The following is a 22877-nucleotide window of genomic DNA, read 5'->3' as shown; positions in this document are numbered from 1 at the left end:
CAGGAGGCACATTTTGTTCACCTGACTTCACTGATTTATACAATAGGCTTACTAGAAACCAATTATCCTCCATTTCGAATATCACCTTCCTATTATCTTTATTCATATTGTTGTCTTTTTAGCTTTCAGTTCATTTCTTTAAGCGCTTTTCGTGAAAAAGTGGGATAGCGGCCGAAATCAAAACTGCGTGTTAGTGAGAAATGAATTTCACCTTCATGATGATCGTTTAACAATACGTATGACAAACAAGTCGATGCTATTTTTTAATCCAAAAGCTTAAAAGTCTCCGGAGTATACGAACAGTAGCATAAGCCGCTCTATCATGTCTTTGTTGCTATTTTGTCATTTGTTTATCACATTGGCAACATATGTTAGCGATACAGTGTACTTCATAAACCACGACATCAAAACTGTCTAGGGCTGTTTGGAAAGGAAGGAGTGGTTCATGCGGATTTTCATCTTGGCGTGTTTTGCTTGGTTGTTTCTATTGCCGGTTCATTCCGGATATGCCTCGACCTCTTTACAACAACAGATTGACGAGTCTCCGCCATATGGCACCATTTCATTGGATGGTAGTATCTATAAGGGTCCAGTCATCATTTCGAAGCCATTGACGATCAAAGCGACTGAACCGGCCATCATTCAGGCATCGGGCAAACAGCCAGCCATCACGATAGAAGGACAAGGGGTTCAATTAGAAAATATCCATGTGAAAAGCCTGTCTTCAGAGGCGGAAACTGCGGTTAAAATGACCGGGATGAAGCACCAATTACGCGATATGAAAGTGGAAACAAATTCTATTGGCATCCAACTTTTCCAGGCCGCGGATAATGTGTTGGAAAACATCCAAGTGACTGGGCAACCGGAAGCGGAAGGCGAGTTACACGCTTTTAATGGGATTGATCTTTATCAAGCTCATCGAAACACCATTACGGCATCTACTATTCAAAATGTCCAAGACGGCATTTATGTCGACCACAGCCATTATAATGTCATTCAGCAAAATACGGTTACATATTCCCGTTATGGTATCCACCTGATGTTTACCGAAGGAACACGAGTTTTGCAAAACAATGCCCGTCATAATATAACCGGATTGATGATCATGGAGTCGGAGCGTGTTGAAGTGAAGGGAAACGATGCGTCATATAATGATAGGCATGTCCATGCCCAGGGGTTGCTTGTATTTAATGTGTTTGATTCGGTCTTTGACTCTAACCGCTTAAACCATAATCGTGTGGGAGTTTACTTGGAAAGCAGTGAGCAGAACCGGTTCATATCGAATGAGATCGCGATGAACTTTATTGGCTTGCAGGTAAAAGAAGCCACTCAAAATACATTAACCGGAAATGACTTTATCGCCAACATTGTTCCCGGCCAGGCATTTGGTATCTTTTCGAATGATGTCCGCAACAATTATTGGGACGATGCCGCCGTACTAGATGTAAACGGGGACGGAAGCAGTGAGCTAAGCCATCCGCTCGATCCCTATTTTTTAACGATTGTGAAAAAAAACCCTGCTTATCAGTTGTTGTTCCATGCCCCGGGAATCACATTGTTAAAACAAGTGTTCAAGGGTGATCCGGAACAGCTGGTTTTTGATGAAGCGCCCCGGGCCAAACCGGTGATGGCGCAAACAAAGTCGTCTGAAACGCGTTATAGCGGGAGAATATGGATGAGCCTGATCTTTTTGTGCGCGAGTACGACCTTTTTTATAATTGGGAGGAAATGACAATGAAACAAAAACGGATGTATTTATTTATTTTATTGCTGTCCATCTCTATTGTGGCGGCCGCATGTGGGAAAAAAGAAGCAGCGGTGGAGCCAAAAGAAGTCGATGAAGGAGTTGATAAGTGTGACATCTGCCATATGAATGTCGCCGATGATCAGTTTGCGACACAAATAGCCCTGAAAGATGGGGAAACGTTAATGTTTGACGATATTGGCTGTATGGTGAAAGACTGGCTGTTGGAGAATGATGATAAAGAAACCGAAGCCGTGTTTGTCCGTGATTTTGACACGAAAGAGTGGATCTCATATGATGATGCGACATATGTATATGACGCATCTTTCAAAACACCGATGGCGTATGGCATGTACTCATTTAAGGATAAAGCAGACGCGGAAGCGCTCATTGAAAAAGAAGGAAAAGGCCAATTGCTTACGGCAGAAGATTTAAAAAGTCATTCTTGGAAGCGAAATAAGGAAATGATGGATCACGGCCAGCAAGATCATGGAAACGGGGGCAGTCATGATAAAGGCGGCGATGAAAAAGAGCAGGGTGATGATCATGAACACGAGGTTCATGGCCAAGATGACGGGGAACAGCACGAATAAACCTTATTGGGGCAACCTTCGCTGCCGAATGTGCAGGGAGGTTGCTGTTGTTGTAAAAAACAGGGTGTTGATGTTGAAGGAGAATAAAGGATGGATATGTTGACCGTTTTCGCGCATGAATGGCGTACTGCATTAAAGCAGCGTTCCTTTTATACCTTTTTATTCTTATTTACTTTTACGTGTGTAATGATCTTTCTCATACTTCATCAAGTTGATGGGATGGCGGGCTATACACAGCTTTCGGCAACCATGATGAACATTGTTCTGTATTTGCTGCCTTTAATGACGTTGTTTTTGGGAGCTTTGTCCTTAACGCAAGAAAAAGAGGATAGGCGCTTTGAATTGGTAATGGCGTACCCCTTAACGACAGCATCCTATATTGTGGGGAAATTTGCCGGACAATATGCGGCTCAGTGGATCATCATTACGTTTAGCTTTGGACTTGCCAACATGATAGGGCTGTTTGCGGGAGTGGCGATGTCGCTGCGCGAATTTCTTTTGCTGTATCTATTTACTGTTTTGCTTGCCGCTGTTTTTCTGGCACTCGGTTTCGCCATCGGCGCTTTTTCCGCTACACGTTGGCAATCCCTGATGGCCGCTGTTGCGGTCTGGTTTGTATTGATCATGGTTTGGCCCTCTTTGCTGATTGGTGTCCTTGGGTTTTTGCCGTTTGGTGTTGTTTCGGCGGCACTACAATTGTTTACACTGCTGAATCCCGCAGAAGTGTTGCGCATTTTGTTTACGAACTGGCTGGGCGGGGGAGCCATTTTTGGCCAACCGTACTATGAATTAATGACCGCGCTCAACAGCCGGATGGGTCATGTCTTGCTTGCCCTGTATGTCCTGATCTTTGTCTCTTTCCATTTAACCGTTGCCATCATGAAGACCGAAAGGAAGCGAAAACATGGGCTCTGACATCGTCGTCAATGTCACCAACGTCGTTAAACGCTACAAACAAACGGAAGTGGTCAAACCTCTTTCCTTTTCCATTAAAAAAGGGGAGGCAATCGCCTTATGTGGAGGAAACGGTGCGGGAAAAAGCACGCTGATTAAAATGATAGCCGGCATTTTACCTCCGACGGACGGCCATATCGAGGTAAATGGACTCAAACATCGCCAACACCGTTATGCTTACGCCGCTTCGCTTGGTTACATGCCTGATGACTATCATTTTCAAGCTGTGGCAACAGTCAATGAATGGCTGTTATATCATGCCAAACTCCGCCGCCTCAACGAGGACCATGTAACTAGCGCTCTGGAAACGGTCGGATTAATCGACGAACGAAAAAATCGGATCGGAAATTTGTCAAAAGGTATGAAACAACGTCTTCTTCTCGCCCAAGCTATCATGGGCAAACCTTCTTTGTTGTTGTTTGACGAGCCGACAAACGGACTTGATCCCCGTTGGATGTCCACGTTCGTCCAGATTATTTCAAAGGTGAAAAAATCAGGAACTTCCGTTTTATTTTCCACTCATCAGCTGGATGTTGCCGTCGAAACCGCTGATATCATCTTCGTCATGAGCAATGGGCGGCTCATGAGCCGCTTTGAAGCTTCCCAATACGATGACCAAGATTTAATGCTGGAGTTGTTTCGGCATTGTCGCCCCACCGAATTTTTGGGGTGATGGGGACAAGCGCAAATAACGCATGTTTGTTGGATGAGCCGCTATCGGTATGGGCACTTCGTCCGAAAATTGCTATCAATAGAATACTTGGCGATTGATGAATGGTTGCATATCCCTGGATTATTTCCAGGGTTTTTTCCATTCATAATGAGCAGAGGGCAAGAGTTTTTACCATAAGGAGACAGTATGTAAACTGCTGGTTGACATTTGCAACGTTTCGTTTATTCAATTTATCCTCTGACTTGTGTAGGCTTATGTTATGGAGGTGATTTTTTGGAATTTGGTGATAAACTCAAGAAGTTACGAGAAGACTTCGGCATGTCCCAGGAAAAATTGGCTCAGGAATTGAATGTGTCTCGACAGGCTGTATATAAATGGGAAAATCATAAAGGGTATCCCGATATTGAAAATCTGATTCGGATTAGTGAGCTGTTTGATGTAACCATAGACGAATTGATAAAAAGTGATAGGGACTTGCAGGAAAAAATCCAGATTGACGAAGATATTTTTTTTGAGAGGTTTTCTGATCCGGGGGCTTATATTGGGCTCGTTCTCGTTTTTCTTGGGGCTTTTCTGTTTGAGGGTTCTTTAGCTGATACCCTTACGGTCATCGGCCTTTTATCCATTTTATTTTTAACGGATGTCGTCAGGTCTATTGTTATTCTCTTCCGCCCGGATTGAAATGAAACAATCCGAGAACTATGGGATTCACGGAAACAATCGGCCTTCATCTTTGTGAACAGGGGGAGAAATAACATATTTTTCCCCACCCTGCATTGATGATGTCGGCAATCCGTTACGGACGGTCTGCTTGATGTACTGTCCGCGGATTTTCTTCAATATAAGGTTTCAAATACGATTCTCTTAATTCATGGCGCATCCAACCCATGATGCTGAGCACAAGCAGGAAGGACGATAGTGCAAGCACAAAATAGCGTTTGACATCGTGTTTTTGCAACTTGTATAAGAAAAAGGCCATGGCGAGCGTCAGGAAAATGGATGAAACCAATAGAGTTGTGAGTAACATATCGTCTCCCATATAAAGCAGCATGATAGAACGCTCAAAGCTCAGGAGAAGGATTGTGCCAAACACCAATTGCAGCAGCGTTGCCCAAATGGCCACTTGCAAGCCCAGTTTTTTCCCGTGCTTGTATAGCTTTCCCGTCTGTAGCCTTTCTGTCTGATCCATTGCTTTCATGTTCAACTTTTTCTGTAATCGGCCGTTCCAAAAGTATAGATAAATGCCTGTCACACCAAAGCTGGCCAAAATAAAATGGAAATATCTTTGCCATATTTGCGGGTAATAGAACAGGCCGTGAAAGAATCCTTTGGACCCTTCCCACATTTCCGGATAAAGCATGGAAACGACATTTACGATGAAAATCAGCGGAACGAAAAGCAGTAATAGACTGCCGCTGGCACCTATGACAATATGAAACGCTTTTTTGAAACCAGTGGCCATACGATCCCACAAAAATTTGTATGCATAAAGGATCAAGAAGGCGGCAATTAAAATGATGATTAGCGAGAGCCACGCTTTTCCGATTAAAATCGTTGAGGCGTAGAAATATTGTGTATAGATGACGCTTATGAGAAGAAGCGGTGCTACACCCAATACGACAGCAATACTTTTTAAAACAGATGTATGATTTGCCAGTTGAAAAGCCGCATCATCAAACAGCTTGTCTTTTTTCTTGATTCCTTTTATTTCTTGAAATACGGCAAGTGCGGAAGAGCCGACTGTAATATTGACAAATAATATATGCAGCAAGAAGCTGAGCACGATTAAAAATTCAAAGAATCCAATGTTTCCCGGAATCGCCAGCTCGATATCTTTGGGTATGATGGAAAACAGGTTCAGCATGTCATTTTCCCTCCGAAACGGCCGTCACCGGCTCTTTTTTAGTCACTTTAGACAAATAATGGGCAAGGGCTTTTTTTTCTTCCTCTGTACCGACAAATGGCGGCATAAACGGCCTTGTCTCATGGAGGGTTTCAATGTAGGAAGCGATGCTTTCCTCATCCCAACCATTCAGCCTATTGGAAAAAGCGCGTTTTTCTCTCCAGCCGTCCACTGTATGACATGCCATACACTGTCCTTTATACAGTTCCATCCCCGCTTGTGCGCGATTGTCTGAAGTGACCTCTTTGACGGGTGAAAAAGTAGAGTGCTTTAAATAGCCTTCTTCACGGTACAAATCTTCATTTTTTGCGAGAACGCCGTTGGCATACATATAGTTGTAAATGATAAATGGCTTTCGTACAGATTCACGGACCGCTTCAAACTCTGCTATGAAGGCCATGGATGTTCCAAAAATCGCCAGTGATAATAGGAGTGGCAGTTTTTTCGGTCTTAACACCATCCAGAAGGCAAAGATGACAAAAGCGGCAAGCCCAAGGACATTCATAATGGTAAATGTATTTTTAGTCATACCAGTTGACCAAACGATCATGTCGTATGCTTCTTGCGGAATGCTTTGCAAATACCATATGCCGGTAATTAATAAGCCTGGCAATGAAATCGCGGTCCAAAAGGAAAAAACGCGGAAAATCTCTTGTTGCAATTCTTTATTTTTAATAAATATTTTAATAGGAAATGACAGCAAAGCGACACCGAGAATAATAGCGATAAATGTCCGAAATGCGAGCGACGGCATATACGTTGGATTAAAGAACGCATTCCAGAAAGACAATGTTTCCGTCCAGCGGCCGGGTGTGAGTTTGGCGGATAAAATACCTGTAATGATAGCGGCCGTAATCCAAGAAAAAATGGCGAGCGCAATTCCAATTCGGTTATGAATGACTTTTTTGGCTCCTTTCCACTTATCCCATGTGAAGTAGTAGATAATTAAAAGGACAACTTCGGTGACAAAAACGATCCATTCCACAAACCATGCCCAGAAAAAGATGCGCAACAATGAGCCGATTGAATCCGGTTGAATAACAGTTGTTGAAAACCAAATTCCAACCCCCGTCATAGCGCCCACTGTAGTGGTGAAAATTAAAACCCATTTGCTGATTTTTCTTGCAGTTTGCTCCAATTGTTCATTGTTTGTGTGGATGGCACGATGCTCCATGGAAACCATCAGCGTCGTAATGCCAATGGCCACTCCGTGGCTGACGATGACGTGAACAATGGCAATAATGGCTATGACTGTACCGTTGCCCAGCCAGGGAAATTCCACAACAGGAAAGTTCATGCCTGTTCCCTCCTCTGATGTATTTGCCCCCATTGTAGGCAAAACTTGTGTGGTTTCTGTTAAATTGGGATGGCATACACAAGGATATTCCGTGAGCAATTGGTGAACTTGAAAGCCCTGGATATGATTTAATCTTGCTTTATTTCCAGCGTCTTTTATGGGGGACGCACTAGTGTAAAATCAGGGGGATTTTGACTCTATATTTCAAGGAAGAATTTGCTTTTTCCAGGAAATGACCTTGGACATGTTTTCATAGAAAAGCCCGGAAGGAACGCATCTGCGGAAGTATTTCCGGTGGCGGGAAAGACCGCTAATCGTTGGATGAGCTTTACGCACGGGAGCTGGGAAATAGGAGGACCGGAGTGGAGAAAAGCCGCGACAGCCAAGGCGGATTTTGTTAATACAACTTCTTTTAGAATGTATCCTGCATTTCAGAAGCAGCGGGCGGCTATTTCACAACTTATATTTTCTATAAAGTGAATATGGAAGTTACATGGAATCATTGAAGATCATTGATGATAAATCTTTTGAAGTGTTTTTTAAAAAGGATCTGGTTATAATAGGTATTGTAAATAATATAAAAGATGGGAGCAGAGGTTATGTTAAACCGGAACGATCCAATACCTCTTTACGAACAGTTAAAAAGTATTATTGAAGATGATATAAAGAATGGCAAGTTGCAGTATAATGATCAAATTCCCTCTGAAAGGGAACTTTGCCAGCAATTTAATGTCAGTCGAATAACCGTTAGACAAGCGATTTCGCTTGCGGAAAAAGAGGGGTTGGTTCAACGTCTTCATGGTGTTGGGACGTTTGTGGCCAAACCAAAAATTCAACAAGAGTTGACCACTATCAATAACTTTAAATCCACATTAGAAAAGCAAGGACTTTTAGCTTCTACTAAATATCACGACTCAAAGGTCATTTCGAGTGACTTCCAGCTATCCCGATTATTGCACATAGACGTAATGGATAAAGTGTTAAACCTGCAATTGGTCGGGTTGGGTGATGACAGTCCCATTGTTTTTTATAACAGCTACTTTGAGTACAATATTGGCATGAAAATCAAGGAGTCCGCAGACGTGGCCATTGAAAAAAATATCCCTTTTTCTACTTTGGATCTTTATGATAATGTAGAACTTACCCCCACGCATGTAGAACAAACATTTGAATCGGTGGCGGCTAATGAACATGTATCTGACATTTTACATGTTGAGACGGGGTTTCCTCTTTTGCGCATCACTTCAATTGTATTTCAAGACACACTGCCTTTGGAGTATAAAGAATCATATTATAGAGGCGATAAATATAGATTTTTTATCACCCGAAAGTGGTGATGTATCAAATGAAAATAAGTACAGCAAGACAATCAAAGGCTCTTGCTGTACTTTGATGAACCCGGGCTATCTTCAATTTATTGTTCTACAGGTATTTGTAAATCAAGCAGAGGCGGATATTGTTGAGAACCAAAAATGTCTCCATCACCAGGGCTGCCGCTCGGTTGTTTTCTTAAAATGGTAAATTTAATGGCGTTGGCCGGATCGTATTGGACGAAGTCAGTAATGATATGTTCCGGGATCGCGTATAATTCCGCGATATTTTTTTTCGTAATGACGTTGCTGTTACAAACTTGTTTGTATAGAGCGGGATCATCAAAAATAATATCGAATGTAATTTTATCGGTTCCCGCGTTTTTAGACCGTATGGTTTTAGCCAACTCCTGCAATGGCTTTGTTTTCACGCTAATCACTCCTATACGTTTATACTTGCGTTTACTTCTGTGATTTCAACTTTAAAAAGTTCCAGTGGATCTGCAACAGGAACTGTATGATTCATCGTCCATTCATACGTTCTTCCCGCATAAAGGACATCGTCTATTAAATAGGCCGCTGTTCCTGCAGTCCCTTTCACTTCAGGCAGTTTTGCATAAAATATTTGCCGTGTTGCAAATAATGTAAGCTCTTCAGCCACCACTTTTGAATCAGTGATTCCTTCCACAACAATACCTAACTCATGTGATTTTATTTCTTTAACGGGTTCCAGATCACCCATTACCCCATTTTTTCCAAAAATCCGGAAATTCAAGTGGTAAGGAATATCGGCAAACTCTTTGGCTGTTTGTTCATGGGCAAACTCAATGACTTGATTGATATTTTTGATTGTATAAGGATCGCGGACTCCGGCAATACCGATAAATTTTTCTCCCACAAGGCCGCTTCCTTCCAATTTTACTTTGATGTCGCCTTCAATAGGTATGTATTTTGAACCGGTAATCCGGCAAGTCTTTTCGTCAAACTGTTCATATTGGCAATTGGTCATGTCTAACATGCCACCGGCAAAATATTCAAAATACGGATTGGAGCGTTCATACATCGCATGGCCGGCGACAGAAGCAATCGTACATCTTTGATCGGGGTGCATGGCTGTTACTTTCACGTCATCATGCGTGATCGTCCCTATGACACTTTCTTTTGCTCCATATGGTTCGGCGCAAAAAGACGCACACTCCAACACTTTACCCAAGTAATATGCGTGTGATTCCGGAAAGCCTTCGCGAATGACCGGTGCCGCAAATACAGCGACATCGCTTGAACGTCCGCCAATCACGACATCCGCTCCCATATCTAATGCTTTAATGAACGGGTGAATGCCGGCTACTGCTACAATTCTGTCTGTTTGATCAATATCTTTTTCCGTTAAGTGGGGACGCCCATCCAACCCTTCAATTGTCACTTCACTAGCAAGCTTATTGTATAAGTAAGGCTTTTCAACTTCGGAATAAAAATAGCCGATTTTGAATGGCGGCAAATGATGCTCTTTTGCCAAATCTTTAATGATTTGCACATACATATCCACCCGGCTGTTGGCTCCAGTATCGCCAGCGGACCCAATGATCATGGGAACCCCCTGTTTTCTAGCGGCCAACAGCATTAATTCGAGGTCATGTTTCTGCCATTTATACATACTTACCGATTTGTCCGCTCCTAATGCGGATGCACCGATATCGTCACTTCCGGAATCTGCGCAATAATAGTCGGGGCAAGTTTCCACCGCCAGCTCAAAACTTTCTTTTTTGGTGGGGGCAAACCCAAGATGCCCATTTGGGCTGACAATTCTTAATTCTTTTTTCAATGCAATTCCTCCTTTTAGCTCAACTTGTTATAACCTCTGGAATACAGCATAAGCATTTGTCTTTTATTTGTCAAATTTTAATTAATTTATGTAAATAATACGGTGAATTTACGTTTTATTGCTATGAATAACAGGTGAATTAGACGGGAATTCTTTATTTTAGCAATATATTTGTACATCAAAAAAGTTGTTGTTGACCTACTTGTTATAATGTGATTGAATAGTGGTATTAAATTTTTCTCGCGTTGGATGTAAAGAGTATCAAAATGACTACCCAAATACGATGTAAAGAGGAGGTCACAAGATTGTTTGATTTAGTGATTAAAAATGGGATCATTATTGACGGCACTGGGACAAAAGGCTATGTATCCGATTTAGGAATAAAAGATAGTAAGATTGTTAAAATAGCTTTGGACTTACAAGCTGATGCAAAAGAAACGATTGATGCGCGGGGACATATTATTTCTCCCGGTTTTATTGACATCCACGGAAATTCAGATTGGACATTGTTTATTAATAACAAGGGAGAAAGTAAAATCAGGCAAGGAGTCACAACGGAGGTACAGGGAAATTGTGGTTTTTCTGCCGGACCTGTCATTGCTGCACGTAAAAATGATCTGATGAGTTATTTGTCGAATACAGTATTGTTGGATGAAAAGACGAAGGAAAACTGGAATTGGGAAAGTCAAGCGGATTTTATGAAGTGTGCCATAGAAAAGCAGGGGATTCCGTTTAATATTGCGCCTTTGGTGGGGCATGGCACTTTAAAAGTGTCGATAATGGGCTTTGAAAAACGAGAGCCTACAAGGGAAGAACTGGATGAAATGCTTCGGCTTTTAAGACAGGAATTAGAAAGCGGTATCTTTGGATTATCTTCAGGGCTGGAGTATGCCCCGGGGCTGTATACAAGTAAAGGTGAACTCATTGAGCTTTGCAAAGTAGTAAGTGAGTTTGACGGTGTATACTCCACCCACATGAGAAATGAAGGAAGAGATGTTTTAGAAAGTATCTCTGAATCTATTTCAGTTGCAAGACAATCGCAGGTTTCGTTGCTGATTACTCACTTGAAAGCGGCATATCGGCCTAATTGGGGAAAGTCGAAGGAAGCCTTGCAAATGATTGATGAAGCGAGGAATTCAGGAGTTCTCGTGGATTTTGACATATATCCTTATGCTGCTTTTGGAAGTGGATTAATTGATTTAATTCCTCCATGGGCGAAGGAACAGGGGGCTGTCAAGATGGCTCAGCAGCTCAAAGATGCTGATTTTCGCAAACGAGTCGTACAAGACATGAAATCAGAACATGGCGATTGGGATAATCCGCTCATTGGAAGTAGTTGGAAAGATATGAGGATCGCGCTCTTAAAATCAGAAAAGAATCAAAAGTATGAAGGTCAGAATCTCGCTCAAGTTGCGGAAGACATGGAAGTCACGCCATACGACGCCATTGTTAACTTATTGATAGAGGAAGAGGGCGGAATAAAGGCCATATACTTTGCCATGAGTGAGGCAGATGTAGAAGCTTTCATGCAACATGAAAGGGCAATGCTATCTAGTGACGGTAGAGCTGTTGCTCCGTATGGGGAACTAGGAAGAGGGGCGGTACACCCGCGGTACTATGGGACTTATCCCAAAATTCTGGGTCATTATGTTCGAGAAAAACAAATCCTGAGTTTAGAAGAGGCCATAAGGAAATGCACGTCTCTTCCGGCACAAAAAATGCAAATACAAAAACGGGGACAATTAAAAGAAGGATATTATGCCGATATATGTATTTTTAACAAAGATACGATCATAGATACTGCCACATTTGAAGATTCACATCAATACCCGCAGGGGATAGATTACGTGATCGTAAACGGGGAAGTCGTAGTGGAAAATGGGAAGCATACTGGGAGTTTGCCTGGAAAAGTGTTAAAGCGTTAAAAATAGGGCTAGGTTGGGTTGGAGGTTCACATATGACTTCAACCCATTCATATTTACGATATTATCGTTTTAGTGATCTTGGAGATCGTTCGAAAAAATAATTGACTCCAATAAATAGAATATGGTTTAATAGAGGTAATAACCACATATTATTAAGTGAATTTTTGTTATTACGGGATATAACAACTTTTATTCTCTCTTCTTCTAATAGATTGCTTTAGTAATAAGTTTATATATTTTGACTATTTTATCAAACATGCTCCGGAATCTAATGCAAGAAAAGCCAAATGCATGATCGAAAATAGCTCGGGAAGTAATGTAAGGGGTTACTTATACATTCCATTCCAAAATAAAGGAGAATTAAGATGAGACCAGTTATTGGAGTAAGCGCGGCCTGGAGTAATGAAACATGGCCAAAGAAGAAGCATGAGCAAGATTTTATACCCGATTTTTATTACATAGGACGCTCATACATCCATGCGATTTGCCAATTGGGGGGCATTCCTTTTGTTATGCCTCCTCAGAGTGTTCATGAAGAAGAGGGCGTCATCAATCAAATAGTGAATCAATTAGACGGGTTTTTGTTGTCAGGCGGCGGCGACATTGGCATCAACCCTACTGATGAATATGTGCCCTATTTGATTGAGCAACAGAGACATCGGTATGAATTTGAATCTGCACTCATAAAGGAAGCTTGGCTAAAGGACCTGCCAGTAATGGGGGTTTGCCGGGGCCATCAGATGATTGTGGAAGTTCTTGGCGGCGAAATTACAAACCAACCAATCAAAAACCATTCAGGCAAAGATGGTATAAGTGACTGGGACACCGTCGAAATAATGCCGAATACCTTATTGGATGAAATTACTGAAAGTAAGGAATGGAAAGTAAATAGCTACCATACCCAAGCGGCAAAAAAACTGCCTGCATCATTAAAAGTTTCGGCAACTAATCAGACTGATGGCATCATTGAAGCTGTGGAAGCTCATGACAAGACATTTTTTGTCGGTGTACAGTTCCATCCGGAACAATTAATAAGCCGTGATAACAATTCGGTCAGTTTATTTCAACGTTTTATAAATGAAGCTAAAAACGAGGCAATGAAGAAACAGTCGATTCACAAGTAAATTATTTGATATTTTTGTTATTTTGGTTTGTTAAACGACGATAGACAAAAATAACCTGAGTTAAGTAGGGATGAAAATGGAAGAACCAATTTTGGAAATAACGAATTTAACGACTTCTTTTTATCGAAAAAAAGAACTTGTACCAGCAGTAGATCATGTAAGCTTCAGCATTTCAAAGGGGCAAACCGTATGTGTGGTGGGAGAGTCGGGATCAGGTAAAAGTGTAACAGCTTTATCCATCATGAGATTGATTCCAGAGCATGCCGGGAAAATTACAGGCGGGGAAATCGTCTTTAAGGGCAAGGATCTCTTGAAGCTCTCCGATAAAGATATGCGGGCTGTTCGCGGGAACAGGGTTTCCATGGTTTTTCAGGAACCGATGACTACATTGAACCCCGTGTTTACCATCGGGAATCAGTTAATGGAAACGATTATGATGCATCAAAATGTGACGAAAAAAGAGGCCATGGAAAAAGCGCTGGAAATGTTGAAAAAGGTCAATATACCTTCTCCAGCACAAAGGCTGCAACAGTATCCTCATCAACTTAGTGGAGGGATGAGACAGCGAGTTGTGATTGCGATGGCGCTTGTGTGCAAGCCGGAGTTGTTAGTAGCCGACGAGCCTACAACCGCTTTAGATGTAACAACACAAGCCCAAATTTTAAAGCTTATGAATGATCTAAAATCACAAACGGAGACTGCTGTTCTGTTTATTACGCATAACATGGGCGTGGTTGCCGCCACAGCAGATAAAGTCATTGTTATGTATTGCGGCAGGATTGTGGAATGTTCGGATGCGAAAACCATATTTAAGAATCCGAAGCATCCTTACACAATTGGATTGTTAAAGTCTATCCCCAAAATCGCCGAACCTCAAAAAAAGTTGTTTTCAATTAAAGGTTCTGTCCCTGCTCCGGGGCAAATAAAGAAAGGATGCAGGTTTCAATCGAGATGTGAGTTAGTAACAGAGCAATGCAGATTGGAAGAACCCCCGTTAATTGAGAAAAATGGCAGCTTGGTAAGGTGTTGGCAAATATGAGAGCAGGTGGTACGGTGTGAGTTCTAACATGTTGGAAGTGAAAGATTTAAAAGTTCATTTTCGGATAGCCAAAGGATTACTACCCAAGCAAGGGAATTATTTGAAAGCGGTTGATGGGATTAGTTTTGATATAAAGTATGGTGAAACATTGGGGTTAGTCGGTGAAAGTGGATGTGGCAAATCTACTACAGGACGAGCCATTTTGGGGTTATTAAAAGAAAGTAAAGGGGAGGTATTGTTTGAAGGTAAGCAATTATTAACGATGAAAAAAAACGGCTTAAAAACAGTACGAAAAGATATGCAACTCATTTTTCAAGATCCCTATGCATCTCTAAACCCTAGGCTGAAGATAGGAGATGCTCTTGAAGAAGTCTTGATCGTCCATAAAATGGGAAATAAAGAAAGAAGGAAAGCAAGGGTAGAAGAATTAATGGAGATGGTAGGCCTAAATAAACATCATTTGTCCAGCTACCCTCACGAGTTTAGTGGTGGACAACGTCAAAGAATTGTCATAGCAAGGGCCCTCGCCGTTAATCCAAAATTTATCGTTTGTGATGAGTCTGTATCTGCATTGGATGTCTCCGTCCAATCTCAAATTATTAATTTGCTGGAGCAACTTCAAGACGAGCTGAATCTGACGTATCTGTTTATCGGGCATGACTTAAGTGTCGTGAATCATTTTAGCGATAAAATCGCTGTCATGTATTTAGGAAAAATCGTAGAAATGGCCGAAAGTAATGAGTTGTTTGAAAATCCTCGCCATCCTTACACAAGAGCTCTTCTATCTGCGGTACTACTGCCAGATCCAGAATTAATGCAAGATTTATCGGTAATAGAAGGAGAAATTCCAAGCCCTTTGTATCCACCTTCGGGGTGCAGGTTCCATACACGCTGTAAATTCGCTACTGAAAAATGCGCGCAAGAGGAACCTCTAACAAGAAAGGTTAATGACCATCACTTTGTAGCTTGTCACTTCGATTTAGACTGAATTTTTTTAATATTATCAAAAATATAAGACGGGAGGTACTAAAAATGAATAAATGGATGTATCCATTGCTGGTTGCTGTGCTCATCGTATTCATATCGGGGTGCTCAAGTAAGGCAAACAAAGATACCAAAAGTAAAGACGAAAAGAAAGCATTAGTAATCGCTTATGATCGGGATGCCGAAACATTAAATCATATAAAAACAAGTGATTATCATAATGCCTTAACTTATATATTTGAAAAATTGGTTAGTAGAGATAATGATTTTAATTTTCATCCTGGGTTAGCCGAAAAATGGGAAACGTCAGAAGATGGTTTAAAGTGGACATTTTATTTGAAAAAGAACGTTACCTTCCATGATGGAAGCAAACTTACCGCACATGATGTTAAATGGACCATTGATACGATAAAAGATCCTGAAACGGCATCCCCTGCTCAAAGTGAATTCGAACCCATAAAGGAAATTGTGGTCGAAGACGACCATACTTTGTCGATTTTACTAGATAAGCCTTATCCAAATCTGTTGTTTAGACTTTCCAGTACAGCAGCCGGAATTATCAGTAAGGACGCCTACGAAAAATACGGCGATGAGTATGGCAGTAAATATGCGATCGGAACGGGTCCGTATAAATTAAAAGAATGGATCAAAGGCGATAAAATTGTTCTGGAAAAAAACCCCGATTATGAGTGGGGTCCAGAATGGATGGAGAATAACGGCAAACCATTGATAGGTGAAATTGTTATGAAAATGATCCCGGAAGAGAATCTCCGGATGATGGAGCTTGAAGCAGGTAATGTTCATATTGTGCGGGACTTAACACCAACGATGATGGGAAGTATCGAAAAAAACGCCGATATCGAGATATTTACCGGTGGAGCCCCAAGACTTGGATATCTTGCCTTTCCAACAGATAAAGAACCATTTAATGATGTAAAAGTTCGTCGCGCCTTAAATCATGCTATTAATAAAAAAGAAATTATTGATCATGTTTTTAGAGGACATGCCGAGGTAGCTCACGGTTATTTACCTCCCATCTTAAAAGAAGAATATTACGAAGGCAGTGAAAAAGATGGGTACGAATATAATGTCGAAAAAGCAAAACAATTACTGAAAGAAGCTGGCTATGGGGATGGTTTAACATTAAATCTCGCTGCTGAAAATGCCAGCAATTACGGCAGGCTTGCCGAGGTTCTGCAGGCTCAGCTATTGGAAGTCGGAATTAAAACAGACATTCAATTGTACGAAAGTTCAAGCTACACAGATATATTAAAGGAAGGGAAGCAGGAACTCTTCCTAAGAATGTATGGTTGGCAAAATGCCGATATCCTAGATTGGTTTTTATCATCAAAACAATTCCCTTTTCCCAATCATTCCAGATGGCAGGATCAGAAAACGGATGATCTGATACAGGCTGCTGAACAAGTACCGACATGGGAAGAAAGAGTGAAAGGCTATCACGAAGTACAAAAATATTTAATCGAACAAGCCGTTTGGGTTCCGATTTACATTCCAAGTAATAGCATAGCTGTCAGAAAAGAAGTACAGAACTTCAAGTTTGATCCTATAGCCCCCGACTATAACGATGGCGTCTATATGGAGTAGAGCGACAATATGGATATGACCGAATCAATTTGTATTCGGTCATCTCTCTTATCAGTTGAGGTGAAACAATGGTTAATTACATCGTCAGAAAAACTTTTTTAATGATACCCGCCTTATTTGGTTTAACGATTATCGTTTTTATGATATTGCATTTATCTCCCGGCGACCCTGTCGATTTAATTGCGGGACCGAATGCGCCAGCAGAGGTGCATGAAAACATTAAGAAAGACCTGGGGTTAGATCAGCCCCTTTATGTTCAATACTTTACTTTTATCGGTCATCTATTTAAAGGTGACTTAGGAGTTTCAATTCTCCAAAATAGGCCGGTTGCGGACATTATTGGCGAACGGCTCTTAGTAACCTTTGAGATCGGAATTTATGCCTTGATCTTTTCCTTTGTTGTCTCCATTCCCATTGGCGTTATCGCGGCCATTAAGAGGAATACACTGGCAGATTATGCATCCATGACCGGTGCATTAATTGGCTTATCATTACCGACTTTTCTGTTTGGCTTATTGCTTTTATACTTTTTCGCTTATAAACTTGGCTGGTTTCCTCTATCTGGCTATGGAACATACAAGCATCTTGTTCTTCCAGTACTTACTGTCGGACTAACAGATGCCGCAATCACTGCGAGAATGGTGAGATCCAGCATGTTAGAGGTGATTAGGCAGGATTATATCAGAACGGCAAGGGCAAAGGGATTGGAAGAGAAAAGCGTCATCTTTAAGCATGCATTAAAAAATGCGATCATCCCGATTATCACTTTATTCGGAATGAGACTTGGATTAATTTTTGGAGGCTCTGTCATCATTGAAACGGTGTTCAGCATCCCGGGGATTGGAAAGTTAATGGTTGACGCAATATTTTCCAGAGATTATCCAATCGTGCAAGGCTCGATGCTTATTTTGGCCGCTTTAGTGTTGATCGGAAATCTCATAACCGACATTTTATATGCTGTTTTTGATCCGAGAATAAAATATTAATGGGGGGTGGGAGATAGATGAAAGAGAACTATGTTTTTCAAGACGACAGTAAGATTGCGCACGTCGAAACTCATTTCGAAACAAATAATAATATAGAGTTTGTGAAAAGACTATTTTCAAATAAATCAGCTATATTTGGAACAGCCGTTATATTCATTGTGGTCATTACGGCCATATTTGCACCTGTCATTGCTCCTTACCCTTACGACTATATAGATTTGCCTAATATGTTACAATCACCCAGCGCACAACATCTTTTTGGGACGGATGATTTGGGCAGGGATATTTTTAGCAGAGTTATCTATGGAACCAGAATTTCCTTAGTCGTAGGCTTTGGTGTCATCGCCATTTCGCTTTTGATTGGGGTGATCCTCGGAGCGATCTCAGGTTATTTTGGGGGCCGCATTGATTCCATCATTATGGGCATGACAGATATTGCTTGGTCTTTTCCTGTAACACTGTTGGCAATTGCCATTATCGCGGCATTAGGGCCCAGCTTGACAAACTTGATCATTGCGATGGCTTTGGTGAGTTGGTCGAAATATACACGCTTGATTAGAGGCGAGTTTCTGTCTTTACGGGAGCAAGAGTTTATTGAAGCGACAAGAGTATTGGGAATGGGTCATGCAAGGATTATTTTTAAACATATGTTACCTAATGCGCTGGCACCTATTATTGTTTTAACGACGATGGAGTTCCCTATCGCCATTATTGCTGAGGCTTCCTTAAGCTTTCTGGGGCTTGGAGCCCAACCACCCACCCCGAGCTGGGGAGCTATCATTAGCGGAGGACGGTCTTACATTTTAGAAGCACCTTGGATTATATTCTTTCCTGGTTTTATTCTTGCGATATTAGTACTGGGCTTTAATTTATTTGGAGATGCTTTGAGGGATGCTTTAGATCCACGGTTAAAAGACTAAATCACTCTTAACGGGAGGCCGTTATGCTGGATGTATTGATCAAGAATGGGGAGATAATTGATGGAACCGGTAAAAAGAGATATAAAGCCGATATTGGAATCGTTCAGGACAAAATCGTTGAACTTGGCTTTAATATAACTCAAAAAGCCGGAATCACAATCAATGCTTCGGGTCGCATCGTAGCTCCGGGCTTTATTGATATACATGGCAATTCGGAATGGACATTGCCTGAAAATAATAAAGGTGAGAGCAAGATAAGACAGGGAGTAACAACAGAGGTGCAAGGGCATTGCGGCTTTAGTGCTGCTCCAGTGTTAGAAAAAAACCGCGACAATTTGCTGAGTTACTTATCCAATACGGCGATACTTGACGAAAAAGCCAAGCAGGAATGGAATTGGCCTAGCCAACATGAGTTTATAAACCAAAAGATTGGCGCGAATGGAATTCCTTTTAATATAGCTCCTCTTGTAGGACATGGGACCATTAAAGTTGGTGTAATGGGGTTTGATAAACATCACCCACCGCCAAGTCCAATGAAACAGATGTTGGATTTATTAAAATATGAACTTGAACAAGGTTTATTCGGAATGTCATCGGGCTTACAGTATGAGCCCGGATTTTATACGAGTGAAAAAGAATTGTTAGAGCTTTGCAGTTTGATCGCCGCATATGATGGTATTTATACGACACACATGAGAAATGAAGGGAGAGATGTTTTTAAGAGCATTGCAGAATCCATAGAAATAGCAAGGAAGACGGGAGTTTCTTTATTAATAACTCACCTGAAACTTGCCCATCGGCCTGATTGGGGAAGGGCGCAAGAAGCGCTTGCAATGATAGATGAAGCTCGCGCCGCTGGTGTCAATGTCGATTTCGACCTTTATCCTTATTCCGCTTATGGCAGTGGATTAATGGATGTCATTCCACCATGGGCCAAGGAAAAGGGCGCTATACATATGGCACAACTTCTGAGGGATCAAGCGATCCGGGAAAAAGTGATCGAAGATATGAAAAGAGAACATGCTGAATGGGACAATCCAATGGCAGGAAATAGTTGGGAGCATGTAAAAGCCGCTTTGCTAAAGACGGAAAAAAATAGAAAGTACGAGGGTAAAAATATTAATGAAATAGCGAGTGACATGGAAGTATCTCCTTATGAAGCAGTCATTCGCCTTTTGATCGAGGAGCAAGGCGGGATTAAATCAATTTATTTTGCAATGAGTAAAGATGACATAAGAGATTTTATGAAACATCCAAGAGCCATGCTTTCCAGTGATGGCAGGGCGGTGGCACCATATGGAATATTAGGAAGAGGAGCTGTTCACCCGCGGTATTATGGTACATTTCCCCGCATACTGGGAAGGTATGTTCGTGAAAAGAAGATTATCAGTTTAGAGGAAGCCATTAAAAGAATAACCTTTTTGCCCGCGACGAAAATGAAAATGAATAAAAGAGGAATCATCCAAGAGGGATACTACGCGGATATCACCATTTTTGCCGAGGATGAGATTATTGATGTATCAACATTTGATGACCCCCATCAATATTCTAAGGGTATAGACCATGTTTTGGTTAATGGAGAGATCGTGATTCGAGGTGGGAAACACACTGGTCAGTTGCCGGGAAAAATTCTGAGTCGCTAATGATCGTCCAGTTACTTGTTTCATAGGCATCAAACATGAATCCGGTGGAAGGGGCATTTTCCACCGGATAATTTTTTCAGGGCTCTATACTAAATGTTGGGTTTCCACATAATTTGCACATAAAAATATACACGCAAACATCCAATTCTTTTATACTTGAATTGCCTAGAAACAAGAAAAGATTGGAGTTGCGTGCAAGTGAATTTTACCATAAAAATCCCCGGCCTTGAAGATGTATGGATCACAAAAGTGGAGAAAATGGAAGATCGTATTGCGCTTCATGTAGAAATGGCTGTCAAGGTACATAAGTGTCCCAGCTGTGGGGAAAGGACTAAGAAAATTCATGATTACCGGATCCAAAAGATCAAACATTTAAAGTGGTTTGAACGGTTGACGTACCTCTTCTACAAAAAGCGCCGCTATGCCTGTTCGTGCGGGAAGAGATTTGCGGAGGACAATCCTTTTGTTCATCGATATCAACGGCTTTCTATCGAGTGGAATCAGGCAGTATCCGTTCGGATCGTGCAAGCGAAGACATTTAAGGAAACTGCCCAGCAGTTTGGTGTCTCCGTATCAACTGTCATGCGCAGGTTTGATCGTTTGGCCGTAAAGGAAATGACAGAGGTTCAAGAACTGCCCAGGGTGATCGCCATCGATGAGTACAAGGGAGATACAAAGGAAGGAAAATATCAATTGATTATTGCTGACGGGGAGACAAAGGAACCGATTGATATCTTGCCAAACCGAAAAAAGAAGACCATCAAGGATTATCTCCAAAAACATGGAACCAATGTGGAAGTGGTCATTATGGATATGAGCCCTTCTTTTAAAGCAGCTGTCCGAAAGGCGTTGGGGAAGCCAGTTATTGTAGCAGATCGTTTTCATTTTTGCCGTTATATTTATTGGGCTCTTGACGGGGTCAGAAGAAGAATCCAGTCTGATTGGAATGATTATGATCGGAAGAAATGTAAAAGGATGCGCTATGTGTTTTACAAAGACAGTGCAAAGCTGACCGAAGAGGATCGCTGGTATTTGGACAGGTACCTTGGGATGGACGAAGAGCTTCGCAGGGCTTACGAGTTGAAAGAGTCCTACTGCTGTTGGTTTAAGCAAGCCAAGGAAAATGGACAGGCTAAGATCCAAGAAACCAAGCAAGGATTAATGGATTTTTATAGGAAGGTAGAACAAGAGGGCATCCCTGAATTTGTGAAGGCTATCCGTACATTCAAGAACTGGCAGACAGAGGTACTAAACAGCTTTTTATTTGATTACTCAAATGGTTTTTTGGAGGGAATTAATAACCTGACGAAAGTCATGAAGAGGAACGCCTTTGGATTTAGGAACTTCCTAAGGGCAAGGGCAAGAATACTTCTTTTACATAAGTATAAAAAAATTGGAAGTCATGTTGGGTAGGTGAGATTCCATCTCACTTCACCCCAACATTTGACATAGAACCTTATTCTATATTTCACTTTATTTATCCCGCATGTAAGGTGCCGTAATACTCCTACTTCAAGACCTGAGTTGCTAAGTGGGAGAAAACGGCACCTAAATGCCCGATTTATTCAACTAACATTCAGTAGGACCTACTGAATGAAGTTTCACTTTATAGAATGGTACGCGCTGTCACTTCACGGTGAGCTTTTTTCTGATCAAGAGTCAACCCATCCAATAGCCAACGAAGTTGACGAGGGCTAATGTGCATGGGAGCTGAGTCTTTTTCGGAAGGCCAGTGGAAGGTTCCGCGTTCCAACCTACGGTAATGAAGCCAGAAACCATTGTGTTCCCACTGCAAGATTTTCAGCTTGTCCCGTTTTCGATTACAGAATACGAACAGGCTAGGAGAAAAGGGGTCTAGGTCAAAGCATTCCCTCACAATAACGGCTAACCCATCTATAGATTTGCGTAGATCGGTGCTCCCGCATGCTAGATACACCCTATCGAACGATACGTTTGTCAGCATGGGCGTTGGAGTACAAGCAAAATATCAGATAGTAAGGCCATAACGGCTCCGGTTCGAACTTCCACGGATAGGTCTCCCTTATGAACGAAGATCGCACCTTGTTTTGAAGGAAAAGCTTCTTCTCCTAATTGGACAGTAAGCCATTGGGGAGAATCTGCTTCGGAAGAAACGGATTCTTCTTCAAATTGCCGCACCCAATAATACATTTGATGCAACGTGATTTCCTCGTTACGACACCATTCAGCAATACTTTTGCCACTCTCTTTCCAAGTCGTATATCGCTCTTTCCATTCTATTCTTTTATTTTTCAGGGTCATCGCATAACCTCCCAAGTTATTTCTAAGAAGATTATTCCATGCATGACCATGGATTCCTATGTGTTTTTTATTTTA

Annotated in this window: 20 protein-coding genes; 15 read left to right on the top strand and 5 right to left on the bottom strand. The window is 41.6% G+C overall.

What is annotated here, in order from left to right; genetic code table 11:
• Positions 1–445: 445 nt before the first annotated feature.
• The 5 genes from NST31_RS07870 to NST31_RS07850 all read left to right on the top strand — a co-directional run bounded on the left by NST31_RS07870 (position 446) and on the right by NST31_RS07850 (position 4645).
• The gene (locus NST31_RS07870; protein WP_339164882.1) at positions 446–1732 is read left to right on the top strand and encodes a NosD domain-containing protein; all 1287 of its coding nucleotides are present in this window, start codon (positions 446–448) and stop codon (positions 1730–1732) included.
• 2 nt (positions 1733–1734) lie between these two features.
• Positions 1735–2337 (top strand): nitrous oxide reductase accessory protein NosL, encoded by a 603-nt coding sequence (locus NST31_RS07865; protein ID WP_339164880.1) that lies wholly within the window; start codon positions 1735–1737, stop codon positions 2335–2337.
• Positions 2338–2427: 90 nt separating this feature from the next.
• The gene (locus tag NST31_RS07860; RefSeq protein WP_339164878.1) at positions 2428–3252 is read left to right on the top strand and encodes an ABC transporter permease subunit; all 825 of its coding nucleotides are present in this window, start codon (positions 2428–2430) and stop codon (positions 3250–3252) included.
• Positions 3242–3964, top strand: a complete 723-nt coding sequence (locus NST31_RS07855) for an ABC transporter ATP-binding protein (RefSeq protein ID WP_339164877.1) — start codon at positions 3242–3244, stop codon at positions 3962–3964. Before NST31_RS07860 ends, NST31_RS07855 begins: the two co-directional genes overlap by 11 nt.
• Positions 3965–4237: 273 nt before the next feature.
• Positions 4238–4645: a helix-turn-helix transcriptional regulator gene (locus NST31_RS07850; protein WP_077111477.1), complete on the top strand. Its 408-nt coding sequence runs from the start codon at positions 4238–4240 to the stop codon at positions 4643–4645.
• Between the two features lie 115 nt (positions 4646–4760).
• On the opposite strand, the gene NST31_RS07845 is transcribed toward NST31_RS07850, so the two are convergent.
• Both NST31_RS07845 and NST31_RS07840 read right to left on the bottom strand, forming a co-directional pair.
• Positions 4761–5828, bottom strand: coding sequence for a cytochrome c class I (locus NST31_RS07845; RefSeq protein ID WP_339164875.1), 1068 nt, complete (start codon positions 5826–5828; stop codon positions 4761–4763).
• A 1-nt stretch (position 5829) separates the two neighbouring features.
• Complete coding sequence (locus tag NST31_RS07840; protein WP_339164874.1) at positions 5830–7164, bottom strand: c-type cytochrome; 1335 nt, start codon at positions 7162–7164, stop codon at positions 5830–5832.
• A gap of 599 nt (positions 7165–7763) precedes the next feature.
• Between NST31_RS07840 and NST31_RS07835 the strand changes: the two genes are divergently transcribed.
• Entirely contained in the window at positions 7764–8501 is a 738-nt protein-coding gene (locus NST31_RS07835; RefSeq protein WP_339164872.1) for a GntR family transcriptional regulator, read from the top strand.
• A 77-nt stretch (positions 8502–8578) separates the two neighbouring features.
• On the opposite strand, the gene NST31_RS07830 is transcribed toward NST31_RS07835, so the two are convergent.
• Together NST31_RS07830 and NST31_RS07825 are read right to left on the bottom strand one after the other, a co-directional pair.
• A complete protein-coding gene (locus tag NST31_RS07830; RefSeq protein WP_077111473.1) occupies positions 8579–8905 on the bottom strand; it encodes a DUF4387 domain-containing protein in 327 nt (108 codons plus the stop codon).
• A gap of 11 nt (positions 8906–8916) precedes the next feature.
• Positions 8917–10296, bottom strand: a complete 1380-nt coding sequence (locus tag NST31_RS07825) for an acyclic terpene utilization AtuA family protein (RefSeq protein ID WP_339164870.1) — start codon at positions 10294–10296, stop codon at positions 8917–8919.
• A gap of 305 nt (positions 10297–10601) precedes the next feature.
• On the opposite strand from NST31_RS07825, the gene NST31_RS07820 reads away from it, so the two are divergent.
• The 9 genes from NST31_RS07820 (at position 10602) to NST31_RS07780 (ending at position 21935) form a co-directional block, all read left to right on the top strand.
• Positions 10602–12221, top strand: a complete 1620-nt coding sequence (locus NST31_RS07820; RefSeq protein ID WP_339164869.1) for a D-aminoacylase — start codon at positions 10602–10604, stop codon at positions 12219–12221.
• A gap of 365 nt (positions 12222–12586) precedes the next feature.
• Positions 12587–13345, top strand: coding sequence for a gamma-glutamyl-gamma-aminobutyrate hydrolase family protein (locus NST31_RS07815; RefSeq protein ID WP_339164866.1), 759 nt, complete (start codon positions 12587–12589; stop codon positions 13343–13345).
• Between the two features lie 76 nt (positions 13346–13421).
• On the top strand, positions 13422–14384 hold the full coding sequence (locus NST31_RS07810; RefSeq protein ID WP_339164864.1) for an ABC transporter ATP-binding protein: 963 nt from the start codon (positions 13422–13424) through the stop codon (positions 14382–14384).
• 28 nt (positions 14385–14412) lie between these two features.
• Positions 14413–15372, top strand: coding sequence for an oligopeptide/dipeptide ABC transporter ATP-binding protein (locus tag NST31_RS07805; protein ID WP_339164862.1), 960 nt, complete (start codon positions 14413–14415; stop codon positions 15370–15372).
• 44 nt (positions 15373–15416) lie between these two features.
• The gene (locus NST31_RS07800) at positions 15417–16973 is read left to right on the top strand and encodes an ABC transporter substrate-binding protein (RefSeq protein ID WP_339164860.1); all 1557 of its coding nucleotides are present in this window, start codon (positions 15417–15419) and stop codon (positions 16971–16973) included.
• A 68-nt stretch (positions 16974–17041) separates the two neighbouring features.
• Entirely contained in the window at positions 17042–17959 is a 918-nt protein-coding gene (locus NST31_RS07795) for an ABC transporter permease (protein ID WP_339164858.1), read from the top strand.
• 17 nt (positions 17960–17976) lie between these two features.
• On the top strand, positions 17977–18879 hold the full coding sequence (locus NST31_RS07790; protein ID WP_339164856.1) for an ABC transporter permease: 903 nt from the start codon (positions 17977–17979) through the stop codon (positions 18877–18879).
• 23 nt (positions 18880–18902) lie between these two features.
• Complete coding sequence (locus tag NST31_RS07785) at positions 18903–20522, top strand: D-aminoacylase (RefSeq protein ID WP_339164854.1); 1620 nt, start codon at positions 18903–18905, stop codon at positions 20520–20522.
• 258 nt (positions 20523–20780) lie between these two features.
• Entirely contained in the window at positions 20781–21935 is a 1155-nt protein-coding gene (locus NST31_RS07780) for an ISL3 family transposase (protein WP_253191846.1), read from the top strand.
• 543 nt (positions 21936–22478) lie between these two features.
• On the opposite strand, the gene NST31_RS07775 is transcribed toward NST31_RS07780, so the two are convergent.
• Positions 22479–22802, bottom strand: a complete 324-nt coding sequence (locus NST31_RS07775) for an IS66 family insertion sequence element accessory protein TnpB (protein WP_339164852.1) — start codon at positions 22800–22802, stop codon at positions 22479–22481.
• Positions 22803–22877 lie beyond the last annotated feature (75 nt).

Origin of the sequence: Siminovitchia sp. FSL W7-1587 (genome assembly GCF_037963795.1) — a bacterium.
Classification (GTDB): domain Bacteria; phylum Bacillota; class Bacilli; order Bacillales; family Bacillaceae_C; genus Siminovitchia; species Siminovitchia thermophila.
The sequence above is the reverse complement of the archived record's forward strand: the minus strand, read 5'-3'. Positions and strand labels throughout refer to the sequence as shown.